The sequence below is a fragment of the Salinivibrio kushneri genome, from assembly GCF_005280275.1.
Lineage (GTDB): Bacteria > Pseudomonadota > Gammaproteobacteria > Enterobacterales > Vibrionaceae > Salinivibrio > Salinivibrio kushneri.
In genome coordinates this window covers 1,233,973-1,258,313 of record NZ_CP040021.1, presented here as the reverse complement: position 1 = coordinate 1,258,313, position 24,341 = coordinate 1,233,973, and the positions used below count along the sequence as shown (strand labels likewise).

Sequence of the window (24,341 nt, the reverse complement as noted above, 5' to 3'; positions counted from 1 at the left end):
GTGATTTACACTGACTTTTCAGTGACTTTACGACGAAGTACATACTTTTGCACTTTGCCTGTCGAGGTTTTCGGGAGCGCGGTAAAGATCACTTTTTTCGGCGCCTTGAAGTGCGCCATTTGCTCTCGGCAAAAAGCAATAATGTCTGCTTCGGTCACGGCGGATGTTTCGGTCGTTTTGACAAACGCACAGGGGACCTCACCCCATTTTTCATCGGGCATCGCAATCACCGCCACTTCTTCAATATCAGGGTGACGGTACAGGACGTCTTCCACTTCGATACTGGAAATATTCTCCCCGCCACTGATGATAATGTCTTTGAGTCTGTCCTTGATTTCGATGTAGTTATCGGCATGCCATACCGCTAGGTCACCAGTACGAAACCAGCCGTTACTCATGGCATCTTCCGTCGCACTCGGGTTCTTTAGGTAGCCTTTCATCACGATATTACCGCGAACAAAAATCTCACCCAGCGTGCCACCATCTTTTGCCACTGGTTTAAACGTCACTGGATCAGCAACCATTAGCTCCCCTTGCATCGGCGCCCGTACACCTTGGCGTGCTTTCATGCGTGCTTTTTCTCGTTGCGAGAGTTGATCCCAGTGGTGTTGCCAGTCACACACCACACAAGGGCCGTAAGTTTCAGTGAGGCCATAAACGTGGGTCACTTCAATCCCCATCGCTTCCATCCCTTCAATCACAGAAGCCGGTGGTGCCGCCCCTGCGGTCATCGCTTTAACCGTATGGTGAATCTCAGCTTTTAGCGCCGGATCTGCATTATTCATCATGTTCAGCACAATCGGCGCACCACAAAAATGGGTCACTTTGTGGGTTTTTATTGCATCAAAGATAGGCTCTGCCCGCACATGCCGTAGGCTGACACTCACCCCTGCCGTTGCGGCCACCGTCCATGGGAAGCACCAACCATTACAGTGGAACATGGGTAGCGTCCAAAGATAAACAGGATGCGCATCCATATTCCAAGACAACACATTACTCACCGCATTCAGATGGGCACCGCGATGGTGATACACTACCCCTTTGGGGTTGCCCGTGGTGCCTGAGGTGTAGTTGAGTGAAATGGCCTGCCATTCATCGTCTGGCAATGTGTACTGATAATCACTATCGCCTTGGGCTAAAAAGGTTTCGTACGTAATCTCACTGATACATTCGCCATGCGGATACAAGGGATCATCAATCGCAATCACTAACGGACGGTGTTTGATCATTTTTAACGCCCGCTTTGCGACGGCTGTCATCTCTTTGTCGACGATAAAGACTTTACTTTCTGCATGTTCGAGGATAAATGCGACGGTTTCCGCTTCTAGCCGGGTATTAATGGTATTGAGAACGGCACCTGTCATCGGCACGCTAAAATGCAACTCAAAGACTTCAGGTAGATTGGGGGCCATTACCGACACCGTATCACCCAGCCCAATGCTGGCTTGAGTCAATGCCGACGCAAATTGACGACAACGCATATCCACTTGCTGCCAACTCCAACATAAATGACCATGAACGCTAGCCGGATAATCTGGATAGACGCTAGCGGCTCGCTCGAGGAAAGAAAGTGGACTCAGTGTTTGATAATTGGCTGGACTTTTGTCCAAACCAAGCTCATAGATGTTGCTGGCTGACATAACGCGCTCCTTGCTGACTTTGTCTAGATAACTAGATCAACCTAGCATGTCATCAAGCTTGCGCTATTCAACTTAAGTCGATATGGCGGCGATAACGCAAAAAGGCTCAGCGGTGCTGAGCTAGTGCGACTGGTAATAGTATTGGTATTACGTTGAGTTAGAAATATCGGCTCATTGATGATCCACCGTTTGATACCTTCGGCCTATGCCTTGCAACCAACGGGCGAGATCTTGAGTGGCAATGACCCACGTTTGATCATGACAAAAAGGCTGGCATTCCACCGCTTGGACTCGCCATATCGCATTCGCGATCACCAAACTGACGCGATGCTCAGGATCGTTCATTACATCAAATACCGATACGGCACCAGATTGCGCCTGCAAATAGGTGTCGAGTTGCTGCGATGACGCAAACGATAAGCGAGACGTCCCCAAGGCTTCACTCAATCCGGCTAAATTAACGGTGGCTTTACCCGGTAACACGACCAAGAAAAACTGTTTACTCTTTCTGTCTTTCAACAGTAAGTTCTTGGTCGGGTTTGCATCAGTATGCAAACCGAGTGCGTCTGCTTGTTCACACGTATAGACAGGCTGATGGCGGTATATTTTTACTGAAATACCGTGCGCTTTGAGGCTATGAAGCAGCGCAGTCTGTTGACCTGAAAGTGGTGGCGTCCCTGTCATGCTGTTCCTTATTAGTTAGCTTATTCGTCTCCATCCGAGCCTAAGGGCACAGATCCGTTAGGTAATAGTACGCCCAGCAAGCCCATATTCACTATTAGGCTTTCTTATGTGACTTAAGAATAATTAAATACACTTATTCAGAATAAAAATGTAACTTTATCGCAACATTAATCACAAAGAGAGAAACATGGTACTCAAGGTGAGTTTTCACTCGGGTCGTCAAGTGACCTATCATCGACATGCTAAAAAGCTACACACTCACTTAGCAACGACCAAGCTGCCCACACGCTGGGCCAAGCGCCCTCTACCCTCTGTGCGTAGCACGCGATAACGCATTACTCTGACGTTGGTTGCGGCTGGGGCTGCGAGGTAACTGACTGAAAGTACTGTGCACGAAGCGCTTGTAACTCACCACGTTGAGCCGCACTGTCCAAATACGCGTCAATCTGCGCCACTAAGTCATTCGCTTGTGGCGCATAGCGGCTCACTTGAGCATGAAATGCTTTCGGGTTGGGCAGTGTGATGTAAGCGATATCGCTTGAAAACTGATAGAGCCCGAGCCGTATTCCACCTAAAACGGGCTCGATTTCACTGGCAAGAAAGCGACACCGACCCGCTTCTAACATCCGCAACGCTTGCTGCAAGGTATTAGCTTCAAACCTCGGTCGGGGGTTATCGCCAAACGCGGCATAATTGTAGCCATTCACACCACAAACCGATTGTGTCGCCGATAAATTCGGTTGTGCTTGAGTGTCAGGGGCTCCCACGTATAAGTAACCCAAGGATATCGAATAGAGTGGCTGCGTGAAGCGACTATATTGTGCTCGCTTGGGTTTGTAACTCGCATCCCAAGTAAGATCACAACGGCCGGACTCTCGCGCCAGTTCATGTTGCACGCGCGCCCAAGGCATAAAGACCAGCTGATAGGCAATGTCATTACGATCTAATGCGGTGAGCACCAAATCTGTGGCGTACCCAGTCAAGGTATCCGCTTTTTTCTGCCGCGTTTCTCCCTGCCAATAAGTGTAAGGAGGCCAAGGGCTCCCATCCCCTACACAAACATTGAGCGGATCTGAGATGGATGGCCCTGCCCATACTCGAAATGAAAATAGGGTTAGCCAAATCGCAATACAAGCTTGTATCCAATGGGTCATCCAGCCACTCACTTTGTTGACTCGCTAAGCTGTCTATAAGACTAGCATGCCCTCTCTATCGACATACTCAAGCGCCTTGTTGTTCATTCGGACGTTGCGCTTAAAGACAACGAAAGCGTGAGAACCGCATCTCGGCTGCGCCCTGTCTCCACAAAACCCAGCGCTTGGTACAATGAAACGGCTGGGTTTTCTGCAAAGACACGCAACGCTAACTGCGCATAGCCAGACGTTTGAGCATAAGCCATCGCCCAAGTGATGGCCTCGCGGCCGATCCCTTGCCGCTGTTTACTCGGCTCAATCTGTAAATCGCGGATAAAAAGCGTTTCACCGTCTGACTTCAAGCGAATCACGCCACAACGCTTTCGCTCATGGCGAATTTCATAGTTATCAAATATTCGCCAACTTTCCATGAATCGCTGGGGATCCCAAGTGATATTCCTCGCCTTGTAGTAAAGGGCCATATTCTCTTGGGTCAGCCGTTGGCTGTACTTCGCATCCGTTGTCGGACCTATTGCAACATCCATGTCGTTCTCCTCTCATTCACGCTTGGCTAAACGTGCTTTGACGGCACTTACACCTTGCCAATCTTCTAGCTCTTGTTCGGGGTACTCGGATCGAAATTGCTGATACAACGCAATGCCCTGGGGATCTTCCAGCACATCAACCGTCACCCCTTTTTCTTGCAGCATCGTCTCGTTACCGCTCGCACTGGTGACATCCCCTACCACCACTCGAGAGAAACCGCGCATGGTAATCAATGTCGCGCACACATCGCATGGGCTTAAACTGGTAAACAAGGTTGTTTGGCTAAAATCAATTCGCCCAGCATCACGTATCGCGGCCGTTTCACCATGGTTGTAGGGGTGATTGTCTTGCACCAAGGTGTTATGTCCTTTGCCCACAATTTGACGTGTCTCATTGTCAATAATCACCGCGCCGATGGGGCACCCTCCTTCATCCGCGCTTTTTTGGGCTAATAACACCGCAATGCGCATCAAGTCGGCATCGGTCAGTTTTTGGCTGAAGCTGTTATCCACCAGCACCGGCAAACTGCGCGTTGGCATATGCGCCATGGCACGCAGCGCGGCTTCACTCACCGTACTGTTTGCATTTAATAGCATTCGCTTTCTCCTTATTTTATCTGACAGATAACGTTAAGCTGCGTCATACCACAAGATCATCAATTTACTCGCAATTAATGAACCAAACAGTGATAAGGTTTGTATTGGTCAGTTCGATATTTGTTATTGGTTTAATCGACCTTTTGCGCCTTCGTCTGTACTTGTTAGCCAAGGGTGGTGATAGCAACTCTGTTCAGGGATTTTTATGATAAAACGTTTGATTATTATGTTAGTCGCATGTGGGCTCGTTTTTGGGGGAATTTTTGCCTACAAAGCAGTAGGCAATCATTTTATGAACCAATTCTTTGACAACATGCCTGCCCCTACGGTCACCGTGACGGCCACTACAGTCTCAACCCATCCTTGGCGAGAACAACAAACCACCATTGGTAGTTTTGCGGCCATTAATGAAACCCAGCTCACTACCGAGGCAAGCGGCATCGTCAACAATATCTTGTTCGATAACGCGACGTCGGTGAAAAAGGGACAACTGCTCCTCACGCTAGATGCCAGCGTTGATGAAGCAGAATTACGTCGGCTCGAGTCCGTGGCAGAGCTAGCCCAACTTGAGTTAAGACGCTATCAACGGCTGTTTAAAGACAAAAACATTTCTGAATCCGAGCTAAAGCGCAAAGAAAGCGAAGCCAAACAAGCGATTGCCGCTGTCGACAGCCAACAAGCGCGCATTGAGCAAAAGTCGTTAACCGCGCCTTTCGACGGCATCATTGGGATCCGTGACGTCAGTCTTGGCCAGCTCATCGCGCCTGGGACAGCCGTTGCGACACTCACGTCAGTGACTCCCATCCACCTCAACTTTACCCTGCCCGAGCAGCAGCTCAGCACGCTGAAAAATGGCCAAACCGTTTCTGCCACGATTAGCGCACGGCCCGACGAGGTCTTTACCGGCACAGTGACTGCGATTTCGCCGGTTGTCACGCCCTCGAGTCGCAGTGTCGACATTCAAGCCACCTTTGATAATCCAGATGCTGTTTTACGGTCAGGTATGTTCGCACGCGTGAGCCTTGATCAGGGTGAAGAAACGCAAAATGTCTTGCTGGCACCACAAAGCGCGATTCAATTTAATCCGTATGGCAACGCAGTCTTCGTGATCCAGGAGCAAGACGATGCATTGACGGTACAACAGCGCTTTGTGCAAACGGGCGCGCGACGCGGTGATATGATTGTGATTAAAGACGGCCTTCAACCCGGTGATCGTATTGTCACCTCCGGCCTGCTCAAGCTCCGTAACGGCAGCAACATCAAGATCAGTGACAATGAGCGTGTTCAGCCGAGCGAAGATCTTGATCCCAACGTTGTGAATCAATAGGAGCAATTCGATGCGATTTACCGACGTCTTTATCAAGAAACCCGTGTTGGCCTCCGTGGTGAGCCTGTTCATTATCCTGCTCGGCTTACGCGCCATCACCGACATGAATGTGCGCCAATTCCCCGAGATTAAAAATGCGGTGGTGAGTGTCTCTACCACTTATATCGGTGCCGATGCCGACCTGATTCAAGGCTTTATCACCACGCCGCTGGAGCGTGAAATTGCTGCCTCTGAAGGGATTGATTACTTGGTCTCCACCTCGACCGCCGGTGTGAGCACCATCGAAGCCTACTTGCGTCTTGATTACGATCCGAACGAAGCACTCACGCAAATTGCCGCACAGGTGAATAAGGTGCGCTCTGAGCTACCTGATGATGCCCGTGAGCCCGTCGTCACCCTGCAGGTGGGGGAAACGGTCGCGGCTATGTACCTCGCCTTCTACTCTGACGTCCTCACTGACAATCAAATTACCGATTACTTGGTCCGGGTGGTCGAGCCACAGCTGTCGACGATTCCCGGCGTACAGCGTGCTGATGTGTTGGGTGCCAGTAGCTTTGCGATGCGGATCTGGCTCGACTCGGTCAAAATGGCCGCCTACGATCTCACAGGCACGGATGTGATTGCCGCCCTGCGCAGCAATAATGTGCTGGCTACGTTGGGGCGCACCAAAGGGCAAGACGTAGCGATTGATTTAAACGCCGCCACCGACATTCATGACGTTCAACAGTTTGAAGATTTGGTGATCAGCAGTGATGGCCAATCTGTTGTGCGTTTGAGTGATGTGGCGACCGTTGAGCTCGGCGCCGAAAGTTACCAAACGTCGGTGAACTTTAACGGGCTCGATGCCACCTTTATCGGTATCGAAGTCTCGCCCGATGCCAACGCACTGGATGTGATTGAGGCGGTAAATCAGGTATGGGATGCCGATATCATCACCCAGTTACCTCAAGGATTGTCGGCGTATATCGCCTATGATTCTACCGAGTATATTGATAACGCCATTGATGAAGTGGTGATATCGATTATTCTCGCCCTAGCCATCGTGGTGTTTGTGATTTATGGCTTTTTGGGGTCGTTGCGCTCGGTGATTATTCCTGCGATCGCGATCCCCGTATCGCTCATCGGCACCTTCTTTTTAATGTGGCTGTTAGGGTTTTCCATCAACCTACTGACACTGCTGGCTATGGTGCTTGCCATTGGTGTGGTAGTTGATGATGCGATTATCATGCTTGAAAACGTGCACCGCCATATCGAAGAAGGTAAAAGCCGAACACAAGCCGCGCTTGAGGGCGCGCGCGAACTGGCGTGGCCGATTATCACCATGTCGACCACCTTGGTCGCGGTATTCCTGCCCATCGGCTTTGTTGGTGGCTTAACCGGGGTACTGTTTGTTGAATTTGCCTTTACCCTCGCCGCGTCGGTGATCTTATCCGGTGTGGTGGCGCTTACGCTCTCGCCCATGATGTGTGCCTATGTCCTCAAGCCCTATCAGGCGGACAAAGCGACCCAAGAGCGCTCCCTTGAGCACTGGCTGGATAAGCAGTTTGACCGATTGCATCATCGCTACCAACGCACACTCCATAGCTTGTTGAATACCAATGCGGTGATCCTCACGTTCGGCGCGATTGTTTTAGTGTCTTGCTATTTCTTGTTTATCACCAGTCCTTCTGAGCTTGAGCCCGCTGAAGACCAAGGGTTTGTGTTCTCCATACTCGAAGCTGACAGTCAAACCACGCTGGATGCGTTGTCTGCCAGTACCGACGAATTAAACCGACTGATTGACGATGTACCAGAAATCGACAACGTCTTTATTATCAATGGCTCTGGCGGCACCAACAACGCAATAGCGGGTATTGTACTCGCGCCATGGGATGAGCGAGAGCGCAGTACCCAAGCGATCTTGGAAAACGAGATTCAACCCTTTATGGACAGCCAACCGAGCTTAAGCAGCTTTGCCTTGGTGCCCCCTTCACTGCCGTCTCCGGGCGGCGGCACGCCGGTTGAATTTATTATCGGTTCAACACAACCCTTTGAAGCCATTAATGAGGTGGCGAACAATATCGTGGGCAAAGCAATGCAAACGGGGCGGTTTATCTTCGTCGATACCGATCTGAGCATTGACCGCCCCAAACAAACGGTCAACATCGACCGTGAAAAAGCGGCTTTGATGGGCGTGAGCATGCAACAGCTTGCCGCGGATATGGGCTCACTGTTATCTGGGGCAGATGCGGGACGCTTTTCACTGGAAAATCGCTCATATCGCGTGATCCCGCAAGTGGCGCGGAGTGAACGTCTCACGCCAGAACAACTGCGCCAGTTTTATACCCGCAACCAAGACGGTGAATTGGTTCAGCTATCAACGTTAGTGACCTTAGAAGAAAGTGTGCAACCTCAAGCGTTACGCGGTTTTCAGCAGCTGAATGCGGTGAAAATTTCCGGTGTGCCCCGCCCTGGCGTGCCTTTGGGGGAAGCCCTGGGTGTGCTCGAAGAGATTGCGGCGACAGAATTGCCAGCAGGCTTCAGTGTCGATTATGCCGGACAGTCACGCCAGTTTATGAGCGAGGGCCAGCAACTGGTCGTGACCTTCTTCTTTGCTTTAATCGTGATTTTCTTGATCTTGGCGGCGCAGTTTGAGTCGTTTAAAAACGCGATCATTATTTTGGTCACCGTGCCAATGAGTGTCTGTGGCGCGCTGATATTTATCAGCCTCGGCTTTACCACCTTGAACATTTACACCCAAGTCGGCTTGCTTACCCTCGTTGGCCTGATTGCCAAACACGGGATACTGATCGTCGAGTTCGCCAATCAGCTCCAACAAGAAGGACGGAGCAAACGTGAGGCGATTGAAGAAGCGACCGCCATCCGTTTACGCCCTATCTTGATGACAACGGCGGCGACGGTGCTCGCCATGATCCCGCTCTTGATTGCCTCTGGAGCCGGTGCAGGCGCTCGTTTTGCTATGGGGCTGGTGATTGCCAGTGGGATGACATTGGGCACCTTGTTTACCCTGTTCGTGGTGCCTGCCATGTATCTGTTCTTAGCCAAAACCATCACGCCGGCATCCACCGAGTTATCGCCAGCGCACACGCATCATAGCGATTAATCGAAAAATAGTACCCATTGGGGCCACTGAAACGTGGCCCCTTTTGCATCGGGCAACAGCCTTTTTATGTCCGATTACGCTCTAAGAGGACATAAAACGTGCGAGGACAAATTCCACCAGCAATCGGACGCGCAAAGGCACCTGTTCTCGGTCTCGATAGAGCAAAAATAGCGTGCGCGCTCGACTGCACCATTGCGGCAACACGCGCTGTAATTCGCCCTGCTCTATCAAAGGTAACGCGGAATAATCAGGAATATAGCCGATACCAAATCCAGCTTGCACGGCATGGGTTAACATTTGAATTTCATCCACTTCTGCACGTATGCCGGTGGTGGCTTGATAATCAAACGCCTCTCCCGTTTGATGGTGTGTAAGTTCCCAAACCGTCATCGGATGGCAAATCACCACCGGCTGACCACTCAGATCATTGGGTGAGCGCACATTGTGATAGTCACTGTCAGGGCTAGCACACAAAATGAAATGAATATCGGTGAGCGGCCGCGCAATCCAATTTTCTACCACTGGATTCCCGACTCGAAACACCACATCCATGCCTTCCGCTTCAATATCTATCAAGCTATTGGAAAAGTTAAGATCCAGTTGAATCTCCGGATACTCACGCATAAAGTCGAAAAAGACGCGGCGTAAAAACTGCTTACCGGCATTGATCGGTGCGCTAATACGAATTTTGCCTTGGGGGTGATATTTCTCGCCCACTAAATCATCATTGAGTGCCTGCAACTCATCGAACAGTCCTGCGGCACGAGCAAAGTAGCGATGGCCAATTTGGGTCAGAGAAATACGATGTGCATCGCGATTGAGTAAACGCAGAGCAAGATCCTGCTCAAGCTGGCGAATACGACGGCTGAGGGTCGATTGCGGCATGGCAAGCTGCTGCGCCGCGGCTTTAAAACTCCCCAATCGCGCCACGGTACAAAAACAGCGCAAATCGTCTAACGAATAGCTAGGTTTCATATTTGGAATCTACCGTTCTGATATTGTCGGTTTATTCATATTTTGAAACTTATACACTAGCGCCCATCACTCAACAAGTCAGGTCTTGCTATGACAACTACTACTTCACTGTGGAAAGCCGTTGCCCTTCTCATTTTATGTGCCTTTTTTTGGGGCAGCACTTTCCCAATTGGTAAAGATGCGCTGAATGAAGTGAATGCGCTCACCTTGGTCTTTTGGCGCTTTGCCGTCGCCGCAATGTGTCTAGGCTTTTATCTCAAGCTCACCCGAACCCGCGTTCCCACACTCAGCGCTAAACAATGGCTGTGGGCAACCACCGTCAGCGCCGTCGGGATAGGCGGCCTTAACCTCTGTTTGTTCACCGGGCTCGAGTACACCCAAGCGACCAATGGGTCATTAATCATGGCGCTCAGCCCGTTGGTGACCTCACTTATCGCCTGTATAGCGATTCGTGCGTTGCCGCGTAAAGGCCAAGTTTTCAGCTTGGTGGTGAGCTTATCGGGCGTGCTCATGGTGATTACCAATGGTCAATGGCAGATGCTCAGCCAATTAAACTTTAACCAAGGCGATCAGATGATTTTCACTGGCATGTTTGCATGGAGTGCGTACACCTTCTTCAGCCAAGGCATTGGCCGCTGGATGCCGGTGATCCCCTACACGTTTTTGGGCATGCTTAGTGGCGCGACTGTGATTGGTATCATGTGTGCACTGACACCAAACGTGCATCCATTTGGCGAAGTCTGGGCTGCAAGTCCGCTGACCGTCTCCGAACTCCTGTATATCGGGGTGCTGGGTACTGTCGCCGGTTACTTACTCTGGCTCAACGGCGTGCGCCATCTAGGTTCAGCCAATGCGGCACTCTTTTTTAACTTTGTGCCTGTGTTCGCGGTACTCACCGCGTTTTTGATGGGACAAGCCGTGAGCCAGCTTCAGGTGGTAGGCATTGTCATTGTGATCGCAGGACTGTTGCTGCCACGCCTCCCTCATCCACGCCAATGGCGGGTTGCACGCTCTGCTTAGCGGTGTCGCTATTATGCCTCTGAGCGCATCAAGCGTCGCACGCGGTGACTCGTTTTCATCGCGTGCGATTCATGCCTCATCATAGGGCTATCCGCCGAATCGGGTAACACAATAGGGTTGCATATCCACATCCGTGGCCTCCCCACCCATCATTTGCCCTAACAATTTGCCTGTGGCTGGGCCTAGCGTGAACCCTTGATGTCCGTGGCCAAAGGATAGCCACAGCCCTTTACGCCCGGGGGCCTCACCAATCACCGGCTTCATGTCGGGCATGCATGGACGTCCCCCTTTCCATGGCGTTCCATCAATACGTTCACCGATCGGATATAAAGCACGCGCCTCTTGTTCTGCTGCTAGAAGCTGACTCTCATCCATGGGCGCATCTAAGGCGGTTAGCTCTGCGCCCGTAGTTAAACGGATGCCTGCGCGCATCGGTGCGAGCAAGTATCCGACTTCGGCATCCATGATCCAATGATTAAGTGGCTTTTTATCATCGCATTGGTAATGCATATGATAGCCACGCTTGGTGAACAGAGGCACCTCCAAACCTTGTTGCCTCAGCCAATACGCAGACCAAGGACCCATTGCCATCACCACGTGATCAGCTTGCAGACGCTCTTGATCGGTTTCAATCACCCATTGTTCGACAGTTTGTTGCAATGATTGCAAGCTCGCGAGCTTTACCTCACCGCCCTTGGCCATGACATCGTCGGCATAGGCCTTGACCAAGGCGCCTGGGTCGGTCACTGTCCAAGGTTGTTTCCAGTGGATCGCACCTGCAACCGAAGCGGTTAAACCGGGCTCCATTCGCGCCACTTGCTCACCGTCCAGCACCTGGTATTCCACGCCGTAAAGCGCCTTATCTGACGCAGCTCGCGTACACTCTTCGTCTAAAGCTTTTTGGGTGCGGAATAATTTTAGGTAACCCTCTTTGCGGATCAATGACCCTGCTTGAGCAGACGTAATCATCTCCTCGTGAGTCTCTAAAGATTGCATAATTAACGCCGCGTACTCTGGCACCAGTTTTTTATATTTACTCTCACTGGAGTAGTGCCAGTATTGCAACAGTGGATGCGCAGCGCGGATCACACTGGTGGGACGGTAGCGAATATCGACCGAACGATTGGGTAACACGCGCAACAAGGTGGCAAGATCGCGCGGAAAGGCATAAGGTCTCACCGCCTCGCGCTGAATAATTCCGGCATTACCAAACGAGGTCTCTTGCCCTGGCGCAACCCTATCAATGACGGTGACCTCGTATCCGCGCTTTAAAAGGTGCCACGCCACCGACACGCCCACCATGCCTGCACCTAATACCACCACCCGTTTTGTCATGCTTCACTCCCTGAATAGCTTGAAATAATGTTTTATTGCCCTGTGCTTGTCATTATGCCGTAGTTTACTTTTTGCTCATAAGTTACAAGCTTTTAACCAATGCGGGTAGAGGTATTTAACAATCAATCTCACACTTTTTCGCCCATTCCCCACTCTTATCAGGCCGGCTTATGCAAGTAAGTCTTTGTCAATGAAACAATTCATCGTTGTTACCGATTCCAGCTAGCTAGCGCACACTTCCAGCAGAGAAACAGGACCAAGTGGTTACTATTTACACCTAGCTGTGTGAGAGTGATGAGGCACATTCGACGTTAAAGGAAGCAATATGGCTGACTATGATCCAAACAAAGGCTTCGTCGCCATCTTGGGATGGAGCCTCAATGCAATTGATGCGATTAGCCGTTTCGATCGTAAATATGTCGTTGTTGCCCCGACATGGGCAGAAGAGTACGCCAAAGAGCATGATATCCCCTACCTTCCTTGGGATTTTGAGCGCCTCAATGATCGCTCATTTGAAATTGCCACCACCTTGCAAGAAATGGGTGTCGATGTGGCCATTCCACTGTTCGAGGAAACCGTAGAGTGGGCCGGCGCCATTAACGCCGTGCTGCTTAAAAACCCTAAACTGATGGGACAGTCACTCCTCTTCCGTGATAAATCCTTGATGAAGCGTCGTGCACAAATCGGCGGTATTCGGGTTGGGATCTTCGAAGAAGCGCAAGATAAATCCGACGTGGTGCGTTTTCTGCGCCGAGTTAACCAAGCATTGCTAAAACTTGATGGCGACCCCAACGATCCAATCCATCTCAAAGCCTTTGACAAAGCGGGCTGCGAAGGCCATTGGATGGTGCGTGAGCCTGATGATCTCGATCGTGTCTCCGATGAAGAGTTTCCACTATTGATGGAAAGTCACCTTGATGGTTGGGAATTCGCCGTCGAAGCATTTATTAAAAACCGCAAAATCCAGTTTTTGAACATCTCCGAATACGTCACCCTCGGCTACTCGGTATTTGTTCCTGCCTCTCCCGAGTTAGAAAAATATCGCGAAAAAGTGACTCAGGAAATCGAGAAGCTGATCGAAGCGTTTGATATTGATTTTGGCTTTATCCACCCTGAATACTTTGTGACCAACGATGGGCAAATGTACTTTGGTGAAGTGGCTTACCGCCCACCCGGTTTCCAAGGCTTTGAAATTATTGAACGTGTTTATGACTTTAACTGCTATCAAGGCATGGTCGTCGCCTTCGATCCACACACGACTGACGAAGAGTTAGAAGCCTTCTTCCCAACGCCTATCAAAGATGCTAAAGGCGTCGCGGGGACCTTTGGGGTATATCCAAGACGCCGAGTGGTAAGCCAGCTGGCCATACCTGAAGAGACCGAGAGTCACAAATACTTTGAGTTTCATGAGCTACAGTCGCCTATGGAAGGGAAAGTGCCTAAACGCAGTGCATTTGGTACACACTGGGGCTTGCTACACTTTTATGGTGAAGACCCACACGTTATGCGTGACTTATTAAAAGCACAGGAAGATCTTGATTTCTATGTCTAGCTTACTCAATAAGCTTGATCATGCGGTTGAACAACTTGGTCAAGTGAGTTCCATCGCCAAAGCGCGCCACCAATTTCACGTGATTGATATTTGCGGCCGTGTATTGGCGCAGGATGATGACATTAACCAGCTGTACTCTCGCATTGTGACCCTCACCGAAGCAGGACTTTTTGAGGGCACAGATTGGGGCCAGCCTGAGTACCTCGTACCGAACCTGGTGCCGGACACGCTCGCGCATGCCGACAAAGCCACCGTGGTGCTAGATTGTCTCAGCCAGCTAAGGATGCTGGCTATCGTCGAGGGGAAGTTCTCTTCCCCGCTTTTTTCCCACCAAGAAGCGCACCAATTTCTTGCCAAGGTATTAAGCCTCAATTTATCGCTGGTGATGGGTCTTACCGATGAATCGAGCCGTATTCGACTCGGTGCAACGGCCCCCGCTATTAGTACTTTATATCGTTTTATTCTCAGCCACTTGGGCTATGAAACCATTCTTAGTGAGCTGGTTGATGAAGTTTGGCGTGTACTCGCGCAGCGCCCCATTCAGGTCAACCCGATTAAGGCGATGATCAATCAAATCTCTATCTTGGTGTCGCAGGAGCAGATTAACCTTGGTGAAGCCAAACTCGGCATCGATCGCCTAGTAAGTGCGTTATACGGGCCAACCCAAGGTTGCTATGACGATCCGGGGTTAGATGCGTACTGTGAACGTCTCAATGCAATGGACAGTAATGCTTTACAACAAGAGGCGCTGGGGTTTGCGCGTGCGATGCATGATGTCGGGTTAGCGTCTGATTACCACGCTATGTTTTTACGGTGGTTGTTGGACAATGACGGCAACGACATACTCCCTACCGCGCTGGGTTTAAGTAATACTGGCTTAGACTGCCTAGTAACCTATCGTCAACTGGTGCATACACTGATCAAAGAAGCCATTTATCCGCAAACCGCCCAAGCCGTATATGGTTTGGCCATGATGCTTGAACGGGGGGTACTGTTCGATGCGCCCGTCGCTCCTAGTTTGTGGCGTCAGATTCATCTCAACCTCCACCCAGACGTCGCCAATACACTCACCCTCGCGTTTGGTGAGCTGCTCCCTGCGCGCGTTCATCTGTTAGCCGGTGTTATGTCAGTGCTTGGCCAACCGCTGGGTGTAGCCCAAGGTAACAACCCGACTTGCCAATCGGCACGTGCGATATCCATGTGGGCGTATAACGACCCTGACTACCTCCTTAACTGTATTGTGCAAGTGGCGTGTAATCAGAGCCTACGCATGCATTTTGAAGGACAGTCGCTAGACTCTCACACGCTGCTTCAAGGCCTTAGTACCGCACTCCCTTTCGACACCGATCCCGTTTCCGTTGTCCTCGTCCCTCATTTAGACAAACTTTATATTGAAATGGGTCGCCTTTGTGTTAACCGTGAGCAAGACCCGCATGAATGGATCAATCCCGAGTTTCATGGTTGGTACGTGGGACGAGAGTTCATGATTGCCGTTGACGTTAAAACCGGACAGCTCAAAGATTTCGACAGCTTTATTGAACGCTTCTACCGCAGTTATCATCCACTATATAATGGAAATATTCCTGTTATACATCCCCAGCCGGTCGGTATTGCGGTCACCAGCAGCCAGGGGCAATTTGTCGGTTGGCATGCCATTACCTTGATACGTATCGCTCTCGATCAAGACAGCGTGATGCGGGTATATTTCTACAATCCCAATAATGATAGCGGCCAGGACTGGGGACACAACGTGGTGGTATCAACGCAAGGAAGAGGAGAGCAATACGGGGAAGCTTCTCTACCCTTTGAGCAGTTTTTATCTCGACTATATTTGTACCATGATGACACAATTCAGGTCGGTATAAAGCGTCCTCTGCCCAGCGACGCTCTCAATGAAATCAAGCGTATGGCAGTTGAGAGTTGGGCTAAAGATCGAATAGATAAAGCCCAAATGCCGTTATGAATGACTAAGCATCAACCTGTTCCGTGTCCTCAGCGTCCCTGAACAGGTGTTGATTATTTATCCTCTTAGGCCTTTAAGTGTTACAGGTTTATCCCCACCTATTCCCTATCATCGATAAAAATGAGGCTAAAAAACCATGGATGCGCCACATTCACCACTTAAAACACCGCCTCAGATCACCAACGCTGAGGGAAATACGCGCCGCGTAGGCGTTGAGATAGAGCTCAGTGGCCTAGAGCTGGATACCATCACCCAGCTAGTGGCTGATTTTTTCTCTCTGAGCGTTAAACGTGGTGGTCGATATGACCGCCGCTTAAACGGGGACAAAGCCGGGGATTGGGTCATCGAGCTCGACTATGCCAAGCTCAAACGGTTAGGGCAAAGCGATCGTAGCGAAAACACAGTCACCAATCGACTGGATCAATCGGCTGAAGACTTATTAGCCTGGGCGGCAAAAGCCTTTGTTCCCGTAGAAATCGTCGGCCCGCCTCTCCCTCTTGACCGCCTACAAGAGGTGGACCAACTCATTGCGCATCTACGCCAGCAAGGCGCCGAAGGGACCGAAGACAGCCCGGTTTATGCGTTTGGCATGCAGCTCAATCCAGAGCTGCCTGATTTAACCGCTAAGACGATTTGTGCGCACTTAAAAGCATTTTTATGTTTGTATGACTGGCTTTTAAAACGCGCCGATATTGATCTCTCGCGGCGCTTGACCAACTATGTCGACCCTTTCCCGAAAGCGTATGTCGAGCGCGTACTGGCTGATGATTACTGGCCAGATCTGAATACCTTGATCGATGACTACCTTGCCGACAATCCCACACGAAACCGTGCATTAGACATGTTGCCCTTATTCACTCACCTTGATGCCGAGAAAGTGAATAAAGTCATCAATGATGGGCTCACACAGGCGCGGCCCACATTTCATTATCGGTTGCCGGACAGCAAAGTCAGCCGGACTGATTGGGGCATTCACGAAGCATGGAACGACTGGGTGGAAGTGGAAAAACTCGCCGCCGACCCTGCGCGACTCAAGGCGTGTTGCAAGGCCTATTTGGGGTATATCAATGACCCATTGGCACGTATCGTTAATAACTGGGCGGAAAAGGTGCACAATGTATGGATAAACCCGTCATCGCAATAACCGGCCCGAGCAAAGGCGCACGGCTGCCACGTTTTTTTGTTGCCGCGGCAGTCAAACTCTATGGTGGCAAGCCGTTACAACTACACCCCGGTACCGCGCTGGATCCAGACGCCTATCATGGCGTGGTGATTGCTGGCGGGCACGATGTCGAGCCTGTGCTGTACGCCGCTGAGCCCGAAGTGAAACCCAACTACGATTCTGAACGCGATGCCCTAGAGAGCGCAGTTATCAAAAGCGCGCTGGCAAGCCAAAAGCCCTTGCTGGGGATTTGCCGTGGCGCGCAACTTCTCAACATTTGTTTAGGTGGCACCTTGCACCAAAGCTTGCGCGAACAACGCAAAAAAACCTCTCATCGCTGGACAGTGTTCCCGATGAAAACCTTGTGTATATCGCGTGAAGTCAACGGCCATATCCAGCAACGGTTGGGGCAAGGCAGACGCAAAATAAACAGCCTGCACAACCAAGCAATTAACGCGTTAGGCGAGGATTTAACGGTAAGCGCACGTGATTTAGATGGTATTGTACAAGCCATTGAATCACCCAACGGCCCCTATACACTGGGGGTTCAGTGGCATCCAGAGTTCTTGCTTTATCTTGGCTGTCAGCGTGCGTTGTTTAAGGGCTTAGTCGAGCATGCAACGCGCTTCCAGCAGCGACAAGCGGCCTCTCAGTAAACATGTCTGTTAGTTGGTGAGAAACAAAAACGCCGAGGCACATTCGCTCGGCGTTATCGGGCAGAGGTTAACGCTTTGACCGCGCGTTCAGTCGCTTCTCTATCTGACGTTTTTCCCACTTATCACCAAAGAGATCGACAATGCCCATAGCACTGACACCGTGGCTGACCACGGCAATCCCCCATCCCAATGCGACCCACCAAGCCCAATAATAGCCTGGTGTGGTTAGCCAGTTGATAATAAACAAAATCGCCAGCACGACCACATAGTGCGTCAAATGAGAATAAAAACCGCCGAGGGCGCGGACGCGCTTGGCAATCGCTCTTTCCTCTGAACTCATTGAAGTATCTGCCTGCATGTCTGTCTCCTTTTGCAAATCACTAATGTCGATATCAAACACAGCAGCCAACGATTTCAGCGACTCCAATCCGGGTTTGTGGCCCCGTTCGATACGTTGAATTGTCCGAACACTGAGCCCACTAAATTGTGCCAACTGGTCTTGCGACCACCCTTTTTGAACTCTGAGTGCTTTCACGTTCATCCTTGCTCCTTTGTGCTCTTCCCTATCGACACTATGCAAAATGGGGGCGACATTACCACGACAGCGCCCCGACACCTTCACGACAGTTATTTAAAATCAAACATTTACAAAGATATCCCGCCCGGCAAACAATCCACGTATTTCACCCTGAACAAAAGGTATCAATATACAAGGCTTCGACCTTATCTCGCGCCCACTGCGTTCTACGCAAAAATTTCAATGATGATTTGATCGAAGGATCGTTAGAAAAACAGTTCACATTGATATGTTGGTAGAGGCCTGGCCAACCATAGTGTTCAACCAAACGGGTCAATATGGTTTGTAGGGTTAATCCGTGCAGCGGGTTATTGAGTTGTGTATCCATAAGGGTTCTCAGCAGCTCGAGCACGCGCTCGTCAATAAAAGCGCTACTCTACGTGACGATATTGCAAAACGCGAATTTAACCACGGTAGCGCGCCAGCTTATAATCAAGGTTTAGCTGGTACCTAGGAAACCGAGTCACCGTGCAATATGATGTCATCTTGAGTAAAAAAGCGTTCCATGCTAATGGTTCATTCCTTATGGTTAGGTAAGTTGACGTGATATAACGGGTTAACGGGCTGATCAACAAAGTAAGCCCATACATGGTCATATACGGCATGCTGATTTTGATACGGCGCCAAGGCTTTTGCCTCATCAAGTGAGCACCAGCGATAATCGGTGTGTTCATCATTAAGCGTGATGGCTTGGTTATCACCACATATCACCACAAACACAGGGATAAGCTCGATCACATTCACCGACGCCTCATAAAATTGCTCCAAAAATTGCGCGTTATACAACTCAGCCACCGCAATTTGGGTTTCTTCGCTAAACTCCCGGACGATGGCGTCAACTCCAGTCTCGCCCGCTTCAATCGAGCCCGCAACATGGCACCAGAAGCCACCTTTCACTCGCTTCATCAGTAGCATTTTTATCTCTCCCTCAATACGAGAGAGCGCTACGCCCGATACCACGGAAGTATTCACAGGGATCATTATTTCTCCTCCGTTTCAAATGCCGCCACTTTTGCATAAACCACAGTGCTAGAAATCGCACCGCTCGGCAGGATACGGTCATTGATAAGTATCGCTTCTTGGTGATACCCACAACGCTCGGCTACCGCGCGGCTGCGGGTGTTTTCGTAGGCGGTTTTGATTTCGACACGCTTGGCATTAAGGTCATTAAACGCGTACTGCTCTAGCGTTCTCACTGCTTCACTCACATAGCCAAGGCCTTCTTTGGAGCTCCGCAGCCAATAGCCTATTTCAAAATAAGGAATCGCGATGTTGCGGATAATTAAGCTGATCACACCCACCAATTGCCCCGTCGATTTTTCAAAAATCGAGTAGCGTAGCTCATTAATAAACATGTCAAAGTCATCAATCGCTTGTTGGGTGTTTTCAATCGAGCTCGATTCGGTCAACGCGTGCGGAAGCCAATCCATAAAAGGCGCAAGGGTGTGCTGGCTTTCCAACACGGCTTCTAAAATGAAAGGCTGATGGGTCATATTGGGTGCCACCAGAAACAGACGATCGCTGTCCAGTTGGTCTACGCGCGGGGAATCATCCATTAATATCCACCCAGTACCGCGCCAATGATTCATTGAACACTTCACCATTGATGATGTTTTCCAACGTGCCGCCATTAGCTTCAATTACTTTGCGCGATGCCATATTGTCTTCATTCGCGGTAATTAGAGCGCGAGTGATCCCCAGTTCTCTCGCCTTGGGGAGTGCTAAGGCTAACATTTGCTTGCCACATCCGCGCCCACGATATGATGGCGCAATGTCGTAGCCAATGTGTCCAGCTTCTTGGGTTAGAAATGGCGTATTGATGTGATGACGGATCCGAATCGCGCCAATGATTTGTTGCTCAGCATCAAGCAGCCAAAAATGACTACACGGCACATAACCTTTACGAAGGTTTTTACCCAATGACTCATCCGTTAACCGAGTCACGTAAGTGGGGAAATCGTCTTTCCCCGGCCAATAATAATCGGCATTCTCGGGGTCAAACTGAGCAAAATCATCATAAAAGCGCGTAAAGGCTGCTTGGTGATCGAGTGCGGGGACGACTAATTCCATGTACTTGTTCCAATTCCTGTCATAGAATAAGGCTATCTCATTGATATTGAAAAATAAACACTTATTGACCGCCTGTCATCCCACCGCCTTAGCGCTCGCCACCTAGATGTGATTGAGTTATTGATTGCCGCGCATCACTGCCAACGCATCACCGCATCAAACGTTTGACAATGTTGAACCGCTTGCTCCGCCTCTTGCAGATAAACTTGTTGGGCACTTGAGGTTGGATAGGTTAAATACTCGGAACATTTCGCACTTTGACCGTTACCCACCACAATCTTGGTGCCCGGTTGCAAGGTGCACTGTACCAATTTATCGAGCGGCGACCATTGATAACAAATCTCATAATCTTGGCGATAATCCGCCACCAAGCCAGACGGCTGTGATAACGCCCACCAGTGACCAAACTGACTATGCGGGTTGGTGCTATTCCACGCGCGATATACTGTCACCCCTTCAGTCGCCTGATATACCTTGCCTTGGCAAAGCTTCCCTTCCAATGGCTGACCCAACGACGACGCCAGTAACGCAGGATCGTCCACAGCGACAAACTTGTCTGCCCATGCGCTTGGCAACGCCGAACTACCGACACATTCTGCAGCGTCGGTCGTTTCATTATCAACGGGCGCACTGGTACACGCTTGTAGTGTCACCATCAGTGCCCCAAGCAGTGCTTTTCTCATCATCCTTGCTCCCATTCGTGTCGTAATATGGCGTAAACCACCGTATCCCACCACCGTTCTTTAAAGAAACGATGCTGATGAAAATGGGCCTCTTGTCGCATGCCAAGTGAACGACAAAGCTTGGTTGCAGCAAGATTATCGTAAATGGTCTCAGCGTATAACCGATGCACGCCCAGAGACTCAAAACCAAAGTCGGCCAGCGCGACAGCCGCCTCCCTCATTAGCCCCGCGCCTTGCGCCTCCACAGCTAAGCCGCACCCGATGGATGCTTGATGGTTGTCCTCAAGCCTTAAACCGACAGTGCCAATACATTTTTCTGATTGCTTGCAGATAACCGCCAACTGATAAGCCACGCGTGGATTTGCGTTGGCTTGTTCGATAAAGCGCGCGTGTAAGTCTCGGTATGTCTCTGGCTGGCAGTCCGTTTCGCTATAAAAACGCTGGTACTTCTGGTGTTGCGTTAAGTGAACAAACGCCTCTTCATCGCTTGGCTGCATGTTACGCAGCACTAGTCGACGTGTTTCAATCATAAACATCCTTGTCTCTCTTGTTGTTTTAGTTCAGCGCCTTGACCATGGTGGTGGCGCCTGAAAAGCCGACTAACCATTTTAGGTGAGGAAAACGCTCTTCTTTGGTAGCGACAAAGCCCTTGGCTTGATAAAGCTTGCGGGCTCTGGGGTTGCTATTAATGACATCTAATCGAACGCTTTCAAAGCCATGCGCTTGGGCACAATCCATAATGGCATCCAACAATTGGGAGCCAATCCCCTGCCCGCGCACAGCGCTATCAACAGCAATGCCATCCATCACCAATTCATTGGGTGCCGCTTTACGCTCAAACAGCGCCAATACTGCACAGGCCCAAATGCCTTTAATGGGCCCCAAATTATCGATTAACTGTTTCGCGCCCATGCCCTGTGTCAGTGCGCCGGCTTGAGTTTGAAACCCAGCCAACCCTACCACCTTGCCGTTTTGCATAGCAGCAAACGAAAAGTCTGGGACAAAACACTGAGACAACACCGCTACGCGCGCTGCCTGATTAGGGATTGCCCGTGCGAACTTCATCCCAAACGCCTGCTCATATAACTCAGCGACGTTTTGTGCTTGCTCAAGCGGCCATCCCTGCCGGATCGCTATCTCCATTGGCTCCCCTCAGTCTTCTTCAATAAAAAAACACCCACACATTTATCTTGACGTAAAGATTTTTAATAACTATCTTTACATCAAGATAAATAATTAATCATAACTTAATCAGTTCAGCATGGTTTAACCACAAGCGTATGACAGCCACCCTTTTTACTGGCTATTGCGCGGCATAAGGACACACAGGAGTCATAACATGGAGACTAACACAATGAATATAATCGTATTTGGTGCCACGGGCGATATTGGCAGTCGAATTGTGTCGGAAGCGTTGCAACGCGGCCATAAGGTCACGGCAGTGACACGTAACGAGGCAGCATTCAGCAAGCTACCCGACGCCGTAACGCCTGTCGCCGCCAATTTGAACGATGCAGGCAAGGTGGCATCGGTAATAGCTGGTCATGATCTTGCCATTACGGCGTTACGCCCACCGACAGGCGAAGAAGCACAATTACCCGTGTTAACCCAAGCGGTCGTCCAAGGCGCAGCCCATCATCAAATGCGCGTTCTGATTGTCGGCGGTGCGGCTCGACTGATGATTCCAGGCACTGTCGGTGAAACCGTGTTAAACGCAGAGGGATTTCTCCCTGCTTCAGCGGTTGAGATTGCACGCGCGTGCCAAGTGCAATATGAGCAGTGCCTAGCCAGCCAAGACGTGATTTGGAGCTACCTCTCGCCTGCCGCCATGATCGCACCTGGTACTCGCACCGGTCAGTACACATTGGGGACAGACACCTTAGTGACAGATAGTGACGGACAGTCTCGCATTTCAATGGAAGACTTCGCGGTCGCCATGCTTGATGAAGCCGAAACCCCTAAGCATCTGCAACAAGCGTTTACCGTGGGTTATCAATAATCAAAGCAAAAGCCAGCGGCCGAGTGTAGGCGCTGGCTATCATTTTCCGATATGTAACGCTAATCAGCATCATCGCTGAGCCAGTGTTGTTTTTCCCTCACCTTGTCACAAATGTATTCACCAATCGGCATCGCAGAGGTCGCGGCTGGCGATGGCGCATTGCACACGTGTAAACTCCTTGCACTTTCGGCAAACAGAAAGTCATGGACCAATTTGCCGTCATTTAGCACGGCTTGAGCACGGATCCCCGCTGGATAAGGATTCAAATCCTTAGCTTTGATTGTCGGGCAGTATTTATTTACTTGTTTGACGTAGCCCGGCTTCCACCAGGAATTTTTCAGCTCGACCAACCCGGCTTTTAGATTATTGAGGGTGACTTTCCAAAAGCCGGCAAACGTTAACATTTGCCAAGTGTCTTTTAGACTGACATTCACCTTGCCATAGCCTTCACGCTTCCAGCCTTGCACAGCGTTAGGTCCCACCGTAATAGAGCCGTCTATCATCCGCGTGAGATGAACGCCTAAAAAAGGTAAATCGGGATCGGGAATCGGATAGATAAGGTGATTAACAAAGCCTTGGTACTGGCTCGCAAGTTGATAGTATTCCCCGCGGTAAGGGATAATTTGAAACGCGGTTGGGATCCCCATCATGTTGGTCATTCTATCTGCCATCAACCCACTGCATGTCACCACAAACTGACAATGAATCGTTAGCGGCTCCCCGCTTGCTTGGCAATGGAGAGTGACTTGTTCAGCCGCTTCGCTGGCTCCAACGACTTCTGTATTAAGCTGGGTAATACCACCGAGCGCTTCAAACTCACACACCATTTGCTCAGTCACCCGCCGATAATCAACAATGCTGGTCGCGCGCACCGCAATGGCTCCTAAGCCTTTAACATTGGGCTCTTCAGCGTGAAGCTCCGCCGCATCCAACCAGCGCACGTCGATATCATTGGTTAAGCAACGCTCATAGAGCGCCTGCATCCGAGCCATCTCTTGCTCGTTGGTGGCGACCAATAGCTTGCCACAGTTTTCGACTGCAATATCGTGCTTGGCACAAAATTCAACGGTCAGCGCCGCTCCTCGTTTACAGAAATCGGCTTTTAAACTGCCTGGTGGATAATAGACACCCGCGTGGATCACGCCACTGTTATGCCCGGTTTGGTGCTGGGCAACGCTCGCCTCTTTTTCCACCAGCAGCACAGAACAATCGGGACGACGCTGCTTTAACTGCCAAGCCGTAGACGCGCCAACAATACCTCCACCGACAATTACATAATCATAAACAGATTTCATACACGCCTCATGACACTGGCAGCTG

24 protein-coding genes are annotated in these 24,341 nt (G+C 50.4%); 8 read left to right on the top strand and 16 right to left on the bottom strand.

Annotation, left to right across the window (positions count from 1 at the left end; genetic code table 11):
* Nucleotides 1–5: 5 nt before the first annotated feature.
* The 5 genes from FCN78_RS06050 to FCN78_RS06030 form a co-directional block, all read right to left on the bottom strand.
* Nucleotides 6–1,640 carry an acyl-CoA synthetase gene (locus FCN78_RS06050; RefSeq protein ID WP_077658584.1) on the bottom strand — a complete coding sequence of 545 codons (1,635 nt, stop codon included), beginning with the start codon at nucleotides 1,638–1,640 and terminating at the stop codon, nucleotides 6–8.
* A 171-nt stretch (nucleotides 1,641–1,811) separates the two neighbouring features.
* Nucleotides 1,812–2,324 carry a YbaK/EbsC family protein gene (locus FCN78_RS06045; protein ID WP_077658583.1) on the bottom strand — a complete coding sequence of 171 codons (513 nt, stop codon included), beginning with the start codon at nucleotides 2,322–2,324 and terminating at the stop codon, nucleotides 1,812–1,814.
* 335 nt (nucleotides 2,325–2,659) lie between these two features.
* On the bottom strand, nucleotides 2,660–3,478 hold the full coding sequence (locus FCN78_RS06040; RefSeq protein ID WP_077658582.1) for a substrate-binding periplasmic protein: 819 nt from the start codon (nucleotides 3,476–3,478) through the stop codon (nucleotides 2,660–2,662).
* Nucleotides 3,479–3,561: 83 nt separating this feature from the next.
* Nucleotides 3,562–4,002, bottom strand: a complete 441-nt coding sequence (locus FCN78_RS06035; protein ID WP_077658581.1) for a GNAT family N-acetyltransferase — start codon at nucleotides 4,000–4,002, stop codon at nucleotides 3,562–3,564.
* 12 nt (nucleotides 4,003–4,014) lie between these two features.
* Nucleotides 4,015–4,599, bottom strand: a complete 585-nt coding sequence (locus tag FCN78_RS06030; protein ID WP_077600513.1) for a nucleoside deaminase — start codon at nucleotides 4,597–4,599, stop codon at nucleotides 4,015–4,017.
* Nucleotides 4,600–4,891: 292 nt separating this feature from the next.
* On the opposite strand from FCN78_RS06030, the gene FCN78_RS06025 reads away from it, so the two are divergent.
* Together FCN78_RS06025 and FCN78_RS06020 are read left to right on the top strand one after the other, a co-directional pair.
* Nucleotides 4,892–5,926 carry an efflux RND transporter periplasmic adaptor subunit gene (locus FCN78_RS06025; protein WP_235607515.1) on the top strand — a complete coding sequence of 345 codons (1,035 nt, stop codon included), beginning with the start codon at nucleotides 4,892–4,894 and terminating at the stop codon, nucleotides 5,924–5,926.
* A gap of 10 nt (nucleotides 5,927–5,936) precedes the next feature.
* Nucleotides 5,937–9,029 (top strand): efflux RND transporter permease subunit, encoded by a 3,093-nt coding sequence (locus FCN78_RS06020; RefSeq protein ID WP_077658580.1) that lies wholly within the window; start codon nucleotides 5,937–5,939, stop codon nucleotides 9,027–9,029.
* Nucleotides 9,030–9,110: 81 nt separating this feature from the next.
* On the opposite strand, the gene FCN78_RS06015 is transcribed toward FCN78_RS06020, so the two are convergent.
* The gene (locus FCN78_RS06015; RefSeq protein ID WP_077486178.1) at nucleotides 9,111–10,004 is read right to left on the bottom strand and encodes a LysR family transcriptional regulator; all 894 of its coding nucleotides are present in this window, start codon (nucleotides 10,002–10,004) and stop codon (nucleotides 9,111–9,113) included.
* A 90-nt stretch (nucleotides 10,005–10,094) separates the two neighbouring features.
* On the opposite strand from FCN78_RS06015, the gene FCN78_RS06010 reads away from it, so the two are divergent.
* Complete coding sequence (locus FCN78_RS06010; protein ID WP_077658579.1) at nucleotides 10,095–11,024, top strand: DMT family transporter; 930 nt, start codon at nucleotides 10,095–10,097, stop codon at nucleotides 11,022–11,024.
* Nucleotides 11,025–11,111: 87 nt separating this feature from the next.
* On the opposite strand, the gene FCN78_RS06005 is transcribed toward FCN78_RS06010, so the two are convergent.
* On the bottom strand, nucleotides 11,112–12,359 hold the full coding sequence (locus FCN78_RS06005) for an NAD(P)/FAD-dependent oxidoreductase (protein ID WP_077600509.1): 1,248 nt from the start codon (nucleotides 12,357–12,359) through the stop codon (nucleotides 11,112–11,114).
* A gap of 325 nt (nucleotides 12,360–12,684) precedes the next feature.
* On the opposite strand from FCN78_RS06005, the gene FCN78_RS06000 reads away from it, so the two are divergent.
* From FCN78_RS06000 to FCN78_RS05985, 4 genes are all read left to right on the top strand, one after another.
* Complete coding sequence (locus FCN78_RS06000; RefSeq protein WP_077658578.1) at nucleotides 12,685–13,911, top strand: ATP-grasp domain-containing protein; 1,227 nt, start codon at nucleotides 12,685–12,687, stop codon at nucleotides 13,909–13,911.
* Nucleotides 13,904–15,874, top strand: a complete 1,971-nt coding sequence (locus tag FCN78_RS05995) for a hypothetical protein (RefSeq protein WP_077658577.1) — start codon at nucleotides 13,904–13,906, stop codon at nucleotides 15,872–15,874. Before FCN78_RS06000 ends, FCN78_RS05995 begins: the two co-directional genes overlap by 8 nt.
* Before the next feature lie 136 nt (nucleotides 15,875–16,010).
* Complete coding sequence (locus tag FCN78_RS05990) at nucleotides 16,011–17,018, top strand: amidoligase family protein (protein WP_069361319.1); 1,008 nt, start codon at nucleotides 16,011–16,013, stop codon at nucleotides 17,016–17,018.
* Nucleotides 16,994–17,692, top strand: a complete 699-nt coding sequence (locus FCN78_RS05985; RefSeq protein ID WP_077658576.1) for a gamma-glutamyl-gamma-aminobutyrate hydrolase family protein — start codon at nucleotides 16,994–16,996, stop codon at nucleotides 17,690–17,692. Before FCN78_RS05990 ends, FCN78_RS05985 begins: the two co-directional genes overlap by 25 nt.
* Before the next feature lie 67 nt (nucleotides 17,693–17,759).
* Here the strand turns inward: FCN78_RS05985 and FCN78_RS05980 are convergent, their stop codons facing one another.
* The 8 genes from FCN78_RS05980 to FCN78_RS05945 form a co-directional block, all read right to left on the bottom strand.
* Nucleotides 17,760–18,233, bottom strand: a complete 474-nt coding sequence (locus FCN78_RS05980; protein WP_077457991.1) for a 2TM domain-containing protein — start codon at nucleotides 18,231–18,233, stop codon at nucleotides 17,760–17,762.
* Nucleotides 18,234–18,375: 142 nt separating this feature from the next.
* Complete coding sequence (locus FCN78_RS05975) at nucleotides 18,376–18,597, bottom strand: VF530 family protein (protein WP_077600504.1); 222 nt, start codon at nucleotides 18,595–18,597, stop codon at nucleotides 18,376–18,378.
* Between the two features lie 188 nt (nucleotides 18,598–18,785).
* On the bottom strand, nucleotides 18,786–19,250 hold the full coding sequence (locus FCN78_RS05970) for an NUDIX hydrolase (RefSeq protein ID WP_077658575.1): 465 nt from the start codon (nucleotides 19,248–19,250) through the stop codon (nucleotides 18,786–18,788).
* A complete protein-coding gene (locus FCN78_RS05965; RefSeq protein WP_235607514.1) occupies nucleotides 19,250–19,825 on the bottom strand; it encodes a GNAT family N-acetyltransferase in 576 nt (191 codons plus the stop codon). Before FCN78_RS05965 ends, FCN78_RS05970 begins: the two co-directional genes overlap by 1 nt.
* Nucleotides 19,818–20,339, bottom strand: coding sequence for a GNAT family N-acetyltransferase (locus tag FCN78_RS05960; protein WP_077522243.1), 522 nt, complete (start codon nucleotides 20,337–20,339; stop codon nucleotides 19,818–19,820). Before FCN78_RS05960 ends, FCN78_RS05965 begins: the two co-directional genes overlap by 8 nt.
* A 134-nt stretch (nucleotides 20,340–20,473) precedes the next feature.
* A complete protein-coding gene (locus FCN78_RS15995; RefSeq protein ID WP_077600518.1) occupies nucleotides 20,474–21,022 on the bottom strand; it encodes a hypothetical protein in 549 nt (182 codons plus the stop codon).
* Nucleotides 21,022–21,558 carry a GNAT family N-acetyltransferase gene (locus FCN78_RS05950; RefSeq protein ID WP_077658574.1) on the bottom strand — a complete coding sequence of 179 codons (537 nt, stop codon included), beginning with the start codon at nucleotides 21,556–21,558 and terminating at the stop codon, nucleotides 21,022–21,024. The genes FCN78_RS15995 and FCN78_RS05950 overlap by 1 nt, the downstream gene beginning before the upstream one ends.
* A gap of 19 nt (nucleotides 21,559–21,577) precedes the next feature.
* Entirely contained in the window at nucleotides 21,578–22,165 is a 588-nt protein-coding gene (locus FCN78_RS05945; protein WP_077658573.1) for a GNAT family N-acetyltransferase, read from the bottom strand.
* Between the two features lie 211 nt (nucleotides 22,166–22,376).
* Between FCN78_RS05945 and FCN78_RS05940 the strand changes: the two genes are divergently transcribed.
* A complete protein-coding gene (locus tag FCN78_RS05940) occupies nucleotides 22,377–23,021 on the top strand; it encodes an NAD(P)-dependent oxidoreductase (protein ID WP_077658572.1) in 645 nt (214 codons plus the stop codon).
* Between the two features lie 59 nt (nucleotides 23,022–23,080).
* Here FCN78_RS05940 and lhgO read toward each other — a convergent pair whose 3' ends face one another.
* Entirely contained in the window at nucleotides 23,081–24,316 is a 1,236-nt protein-coding gene (gene lhgO, locus FCN78_RS05935; protein ID WP_077658571.1) for an L-2-hydroxyglutarate oxidase, read from the bottom strand.
* Nucleotides 24,317–24,341: the final 25 nt, after the last annotated feature.

Excerpts from the sequence above, each read along its gene's own strand:
- FCN78_RS06050 (WP_077658584.1), bottom strand. The coding sequence starts at position 1,640 with ATGTCAGCCAGCAACATCTATGAGCTTGGTTTGGACAAAAGTCCAGCC.
- FCN78_RS06045 (WP_077658583.1), bottom strand. The coding sequence starts at position 2,324 with ATGACAGGGACGCCACCACTTTCAGGTCAACAGACTGCGCTGCTTCAT.
- FCN78_RS06040 (WP_077658582.1), bottom strand. The coding sequence starts at position 3,478 with ATGACCCATTGGATACAAGCTTGTATTGCGATTTGGCTAACCCTATTT.
- FCN78_RS06035 (WP_077658581.1), bottom strand. The coding sequence starts at position 4,002 with ATGGATGTTGCAATAGGTCCGACAACGGATGCGAAGTACAGCCAACGG.
- FCN78_RS06030 (WP_077600513.1), bottom strand. The coding sequence starts at position 4,599 with ATGCTATTAAATGCAAACAGTACGGTGAGTGAAGCCGCGCTGCGTGCC.
- FCN78_RS06025 (WP_235607515.1), top strand. The coding sequence starts at position 4,892 with ATGAACCAATTCTTTGACAACATGCCTGCCCCTACGGTCACCGTGACG.
- FCN78_RS06020 (WP_077658580.1), top strand. The coding sequence starts at position 5,937 with ATGCGATTTACCGACGTCTTTATCAAGAAACCCGTGTTGGCCTCCGTG.
- FCN78_RS06015 (WP_077486178.1), bottom strand. The coding sequence starts at position 10,004 with ATGAAACCTAGCTATTCGTTAGACGATTTGCGCTGTTTTTGTACCGTG.
- FCN78_RS06010 (WP_077658579.1), top strand. The coding sequence starts at position 10,095 with ATGACAACTACTACTTCACTGTGGAAAGCCGTTGCCCTTCTCATTTTA.
- FCN78_RS06005 (WP_077600509.1), bottom strand. The coding sequence starts at position 12,359 with ATGACAAAACGGGTGGTGGTATTAGGTGCAGGCATGGTGGGCGTGTCG.
- FCN78_RS06000 (WP_077658578.1), top strand. The coding sequence starts at position 12,685 with ATGGCTGACTATGATCCAAACAAAGGCTTCGTCGCCATCTTGGGATGG.
- FCN78_RS05995 (WP_077658577.1), top strand. The coding sequence starts at position 13,904 with ATGTCTAGCTTACTCAATAAGCTTGATCATGCGGTTGAACAACTTGGT.
- FCN78_RS05990 (WP_069361319.1), top strand. The coding sequence starts at position 16,011 with ATGGATGCGCCACATTCACCACTTAAAACACCGCCTCAGATCACCAAC.
- FCN78_RS05985 (WP_077658576.1), top strand. The coding sequence starts at position 16,994 with ATGGATAAACCCGTCATCGCAATAACCGGCCCGAGCAAAGGCGCACGG.
- FCN78_RS05980 (WP_077457991.1), bottom strand. The coding sequence starts at position 18,233 with ATGAACGTGAAAGCACTCAGAGTTCAAAAAGGGTGGTCGCAAGACCAG.
- FCN78_RS05975 (WP_077600504.1), bottom strand. The coding sequence starts at position 18,597 with ATGGATACACAACTCAATAACCCGCTGCACGGATTAACCCTACAAACC.
- FCN78_RS05970 (WP_077658575.1), bottom strand. The coding sequence starts at position 19,250 with ATGATCCCTGTGAATACTTCCGTGGTATCGGGCGTAGCGCTCTCTCGT.
- FCN78_RS05965 (WP_235607514.1), bottom strand. The coding sequence starts at position 19,825 with ATGGATGATTCCCCGCGCGTAGACCAACTGGACAGCGATCGTCTGTTT.
- FCN78_RS05960 (WP_077522243.1), bottom strand. The coding sequence starts at position 20,339 with ATGGAATTAGTCGTCCCCGCACTCGATCACCAAGCAGCCTTTACGCGC.
- FCN78_RS15995 (WP_077600518.1), bottom strand. The coding sequence starts at position 21,022 with ATGAGAAAAGCACTGCTTGGGGCACTGATGGTGACACTACAAGCGTGT.
- FCN78_RS05950 (WP_077658574.1), bottom strand. The coding sequence starts at position 21,558 with ATGTTTATGATTGAAACACGTCGACTAGTGCTGCGTAACATGCAGCCA.
- FCN78_RS05945 (WP_077658573.1), bottom strand. The coding sequence starts at position 22,165 with ATGGAGATAGCGATCCGGCAGGGATGGCCGCTTGAGCAAGCACAAAAC.
- FCN78_RS05940 (WP_077658572.1), top strand. The coding sequence starts at position 22,377 with ATGAATATAATCGTATTTGGTGCCACGGGCGATATTGGCAGTCGAATT.
- lhgO (WP_077658571.1), bottom strand. The coding sequence starts at position 24,316 with ATGAAATCTGTTTATGATTATGTAATTGTCGGTGGAGGTATTGTTGGC.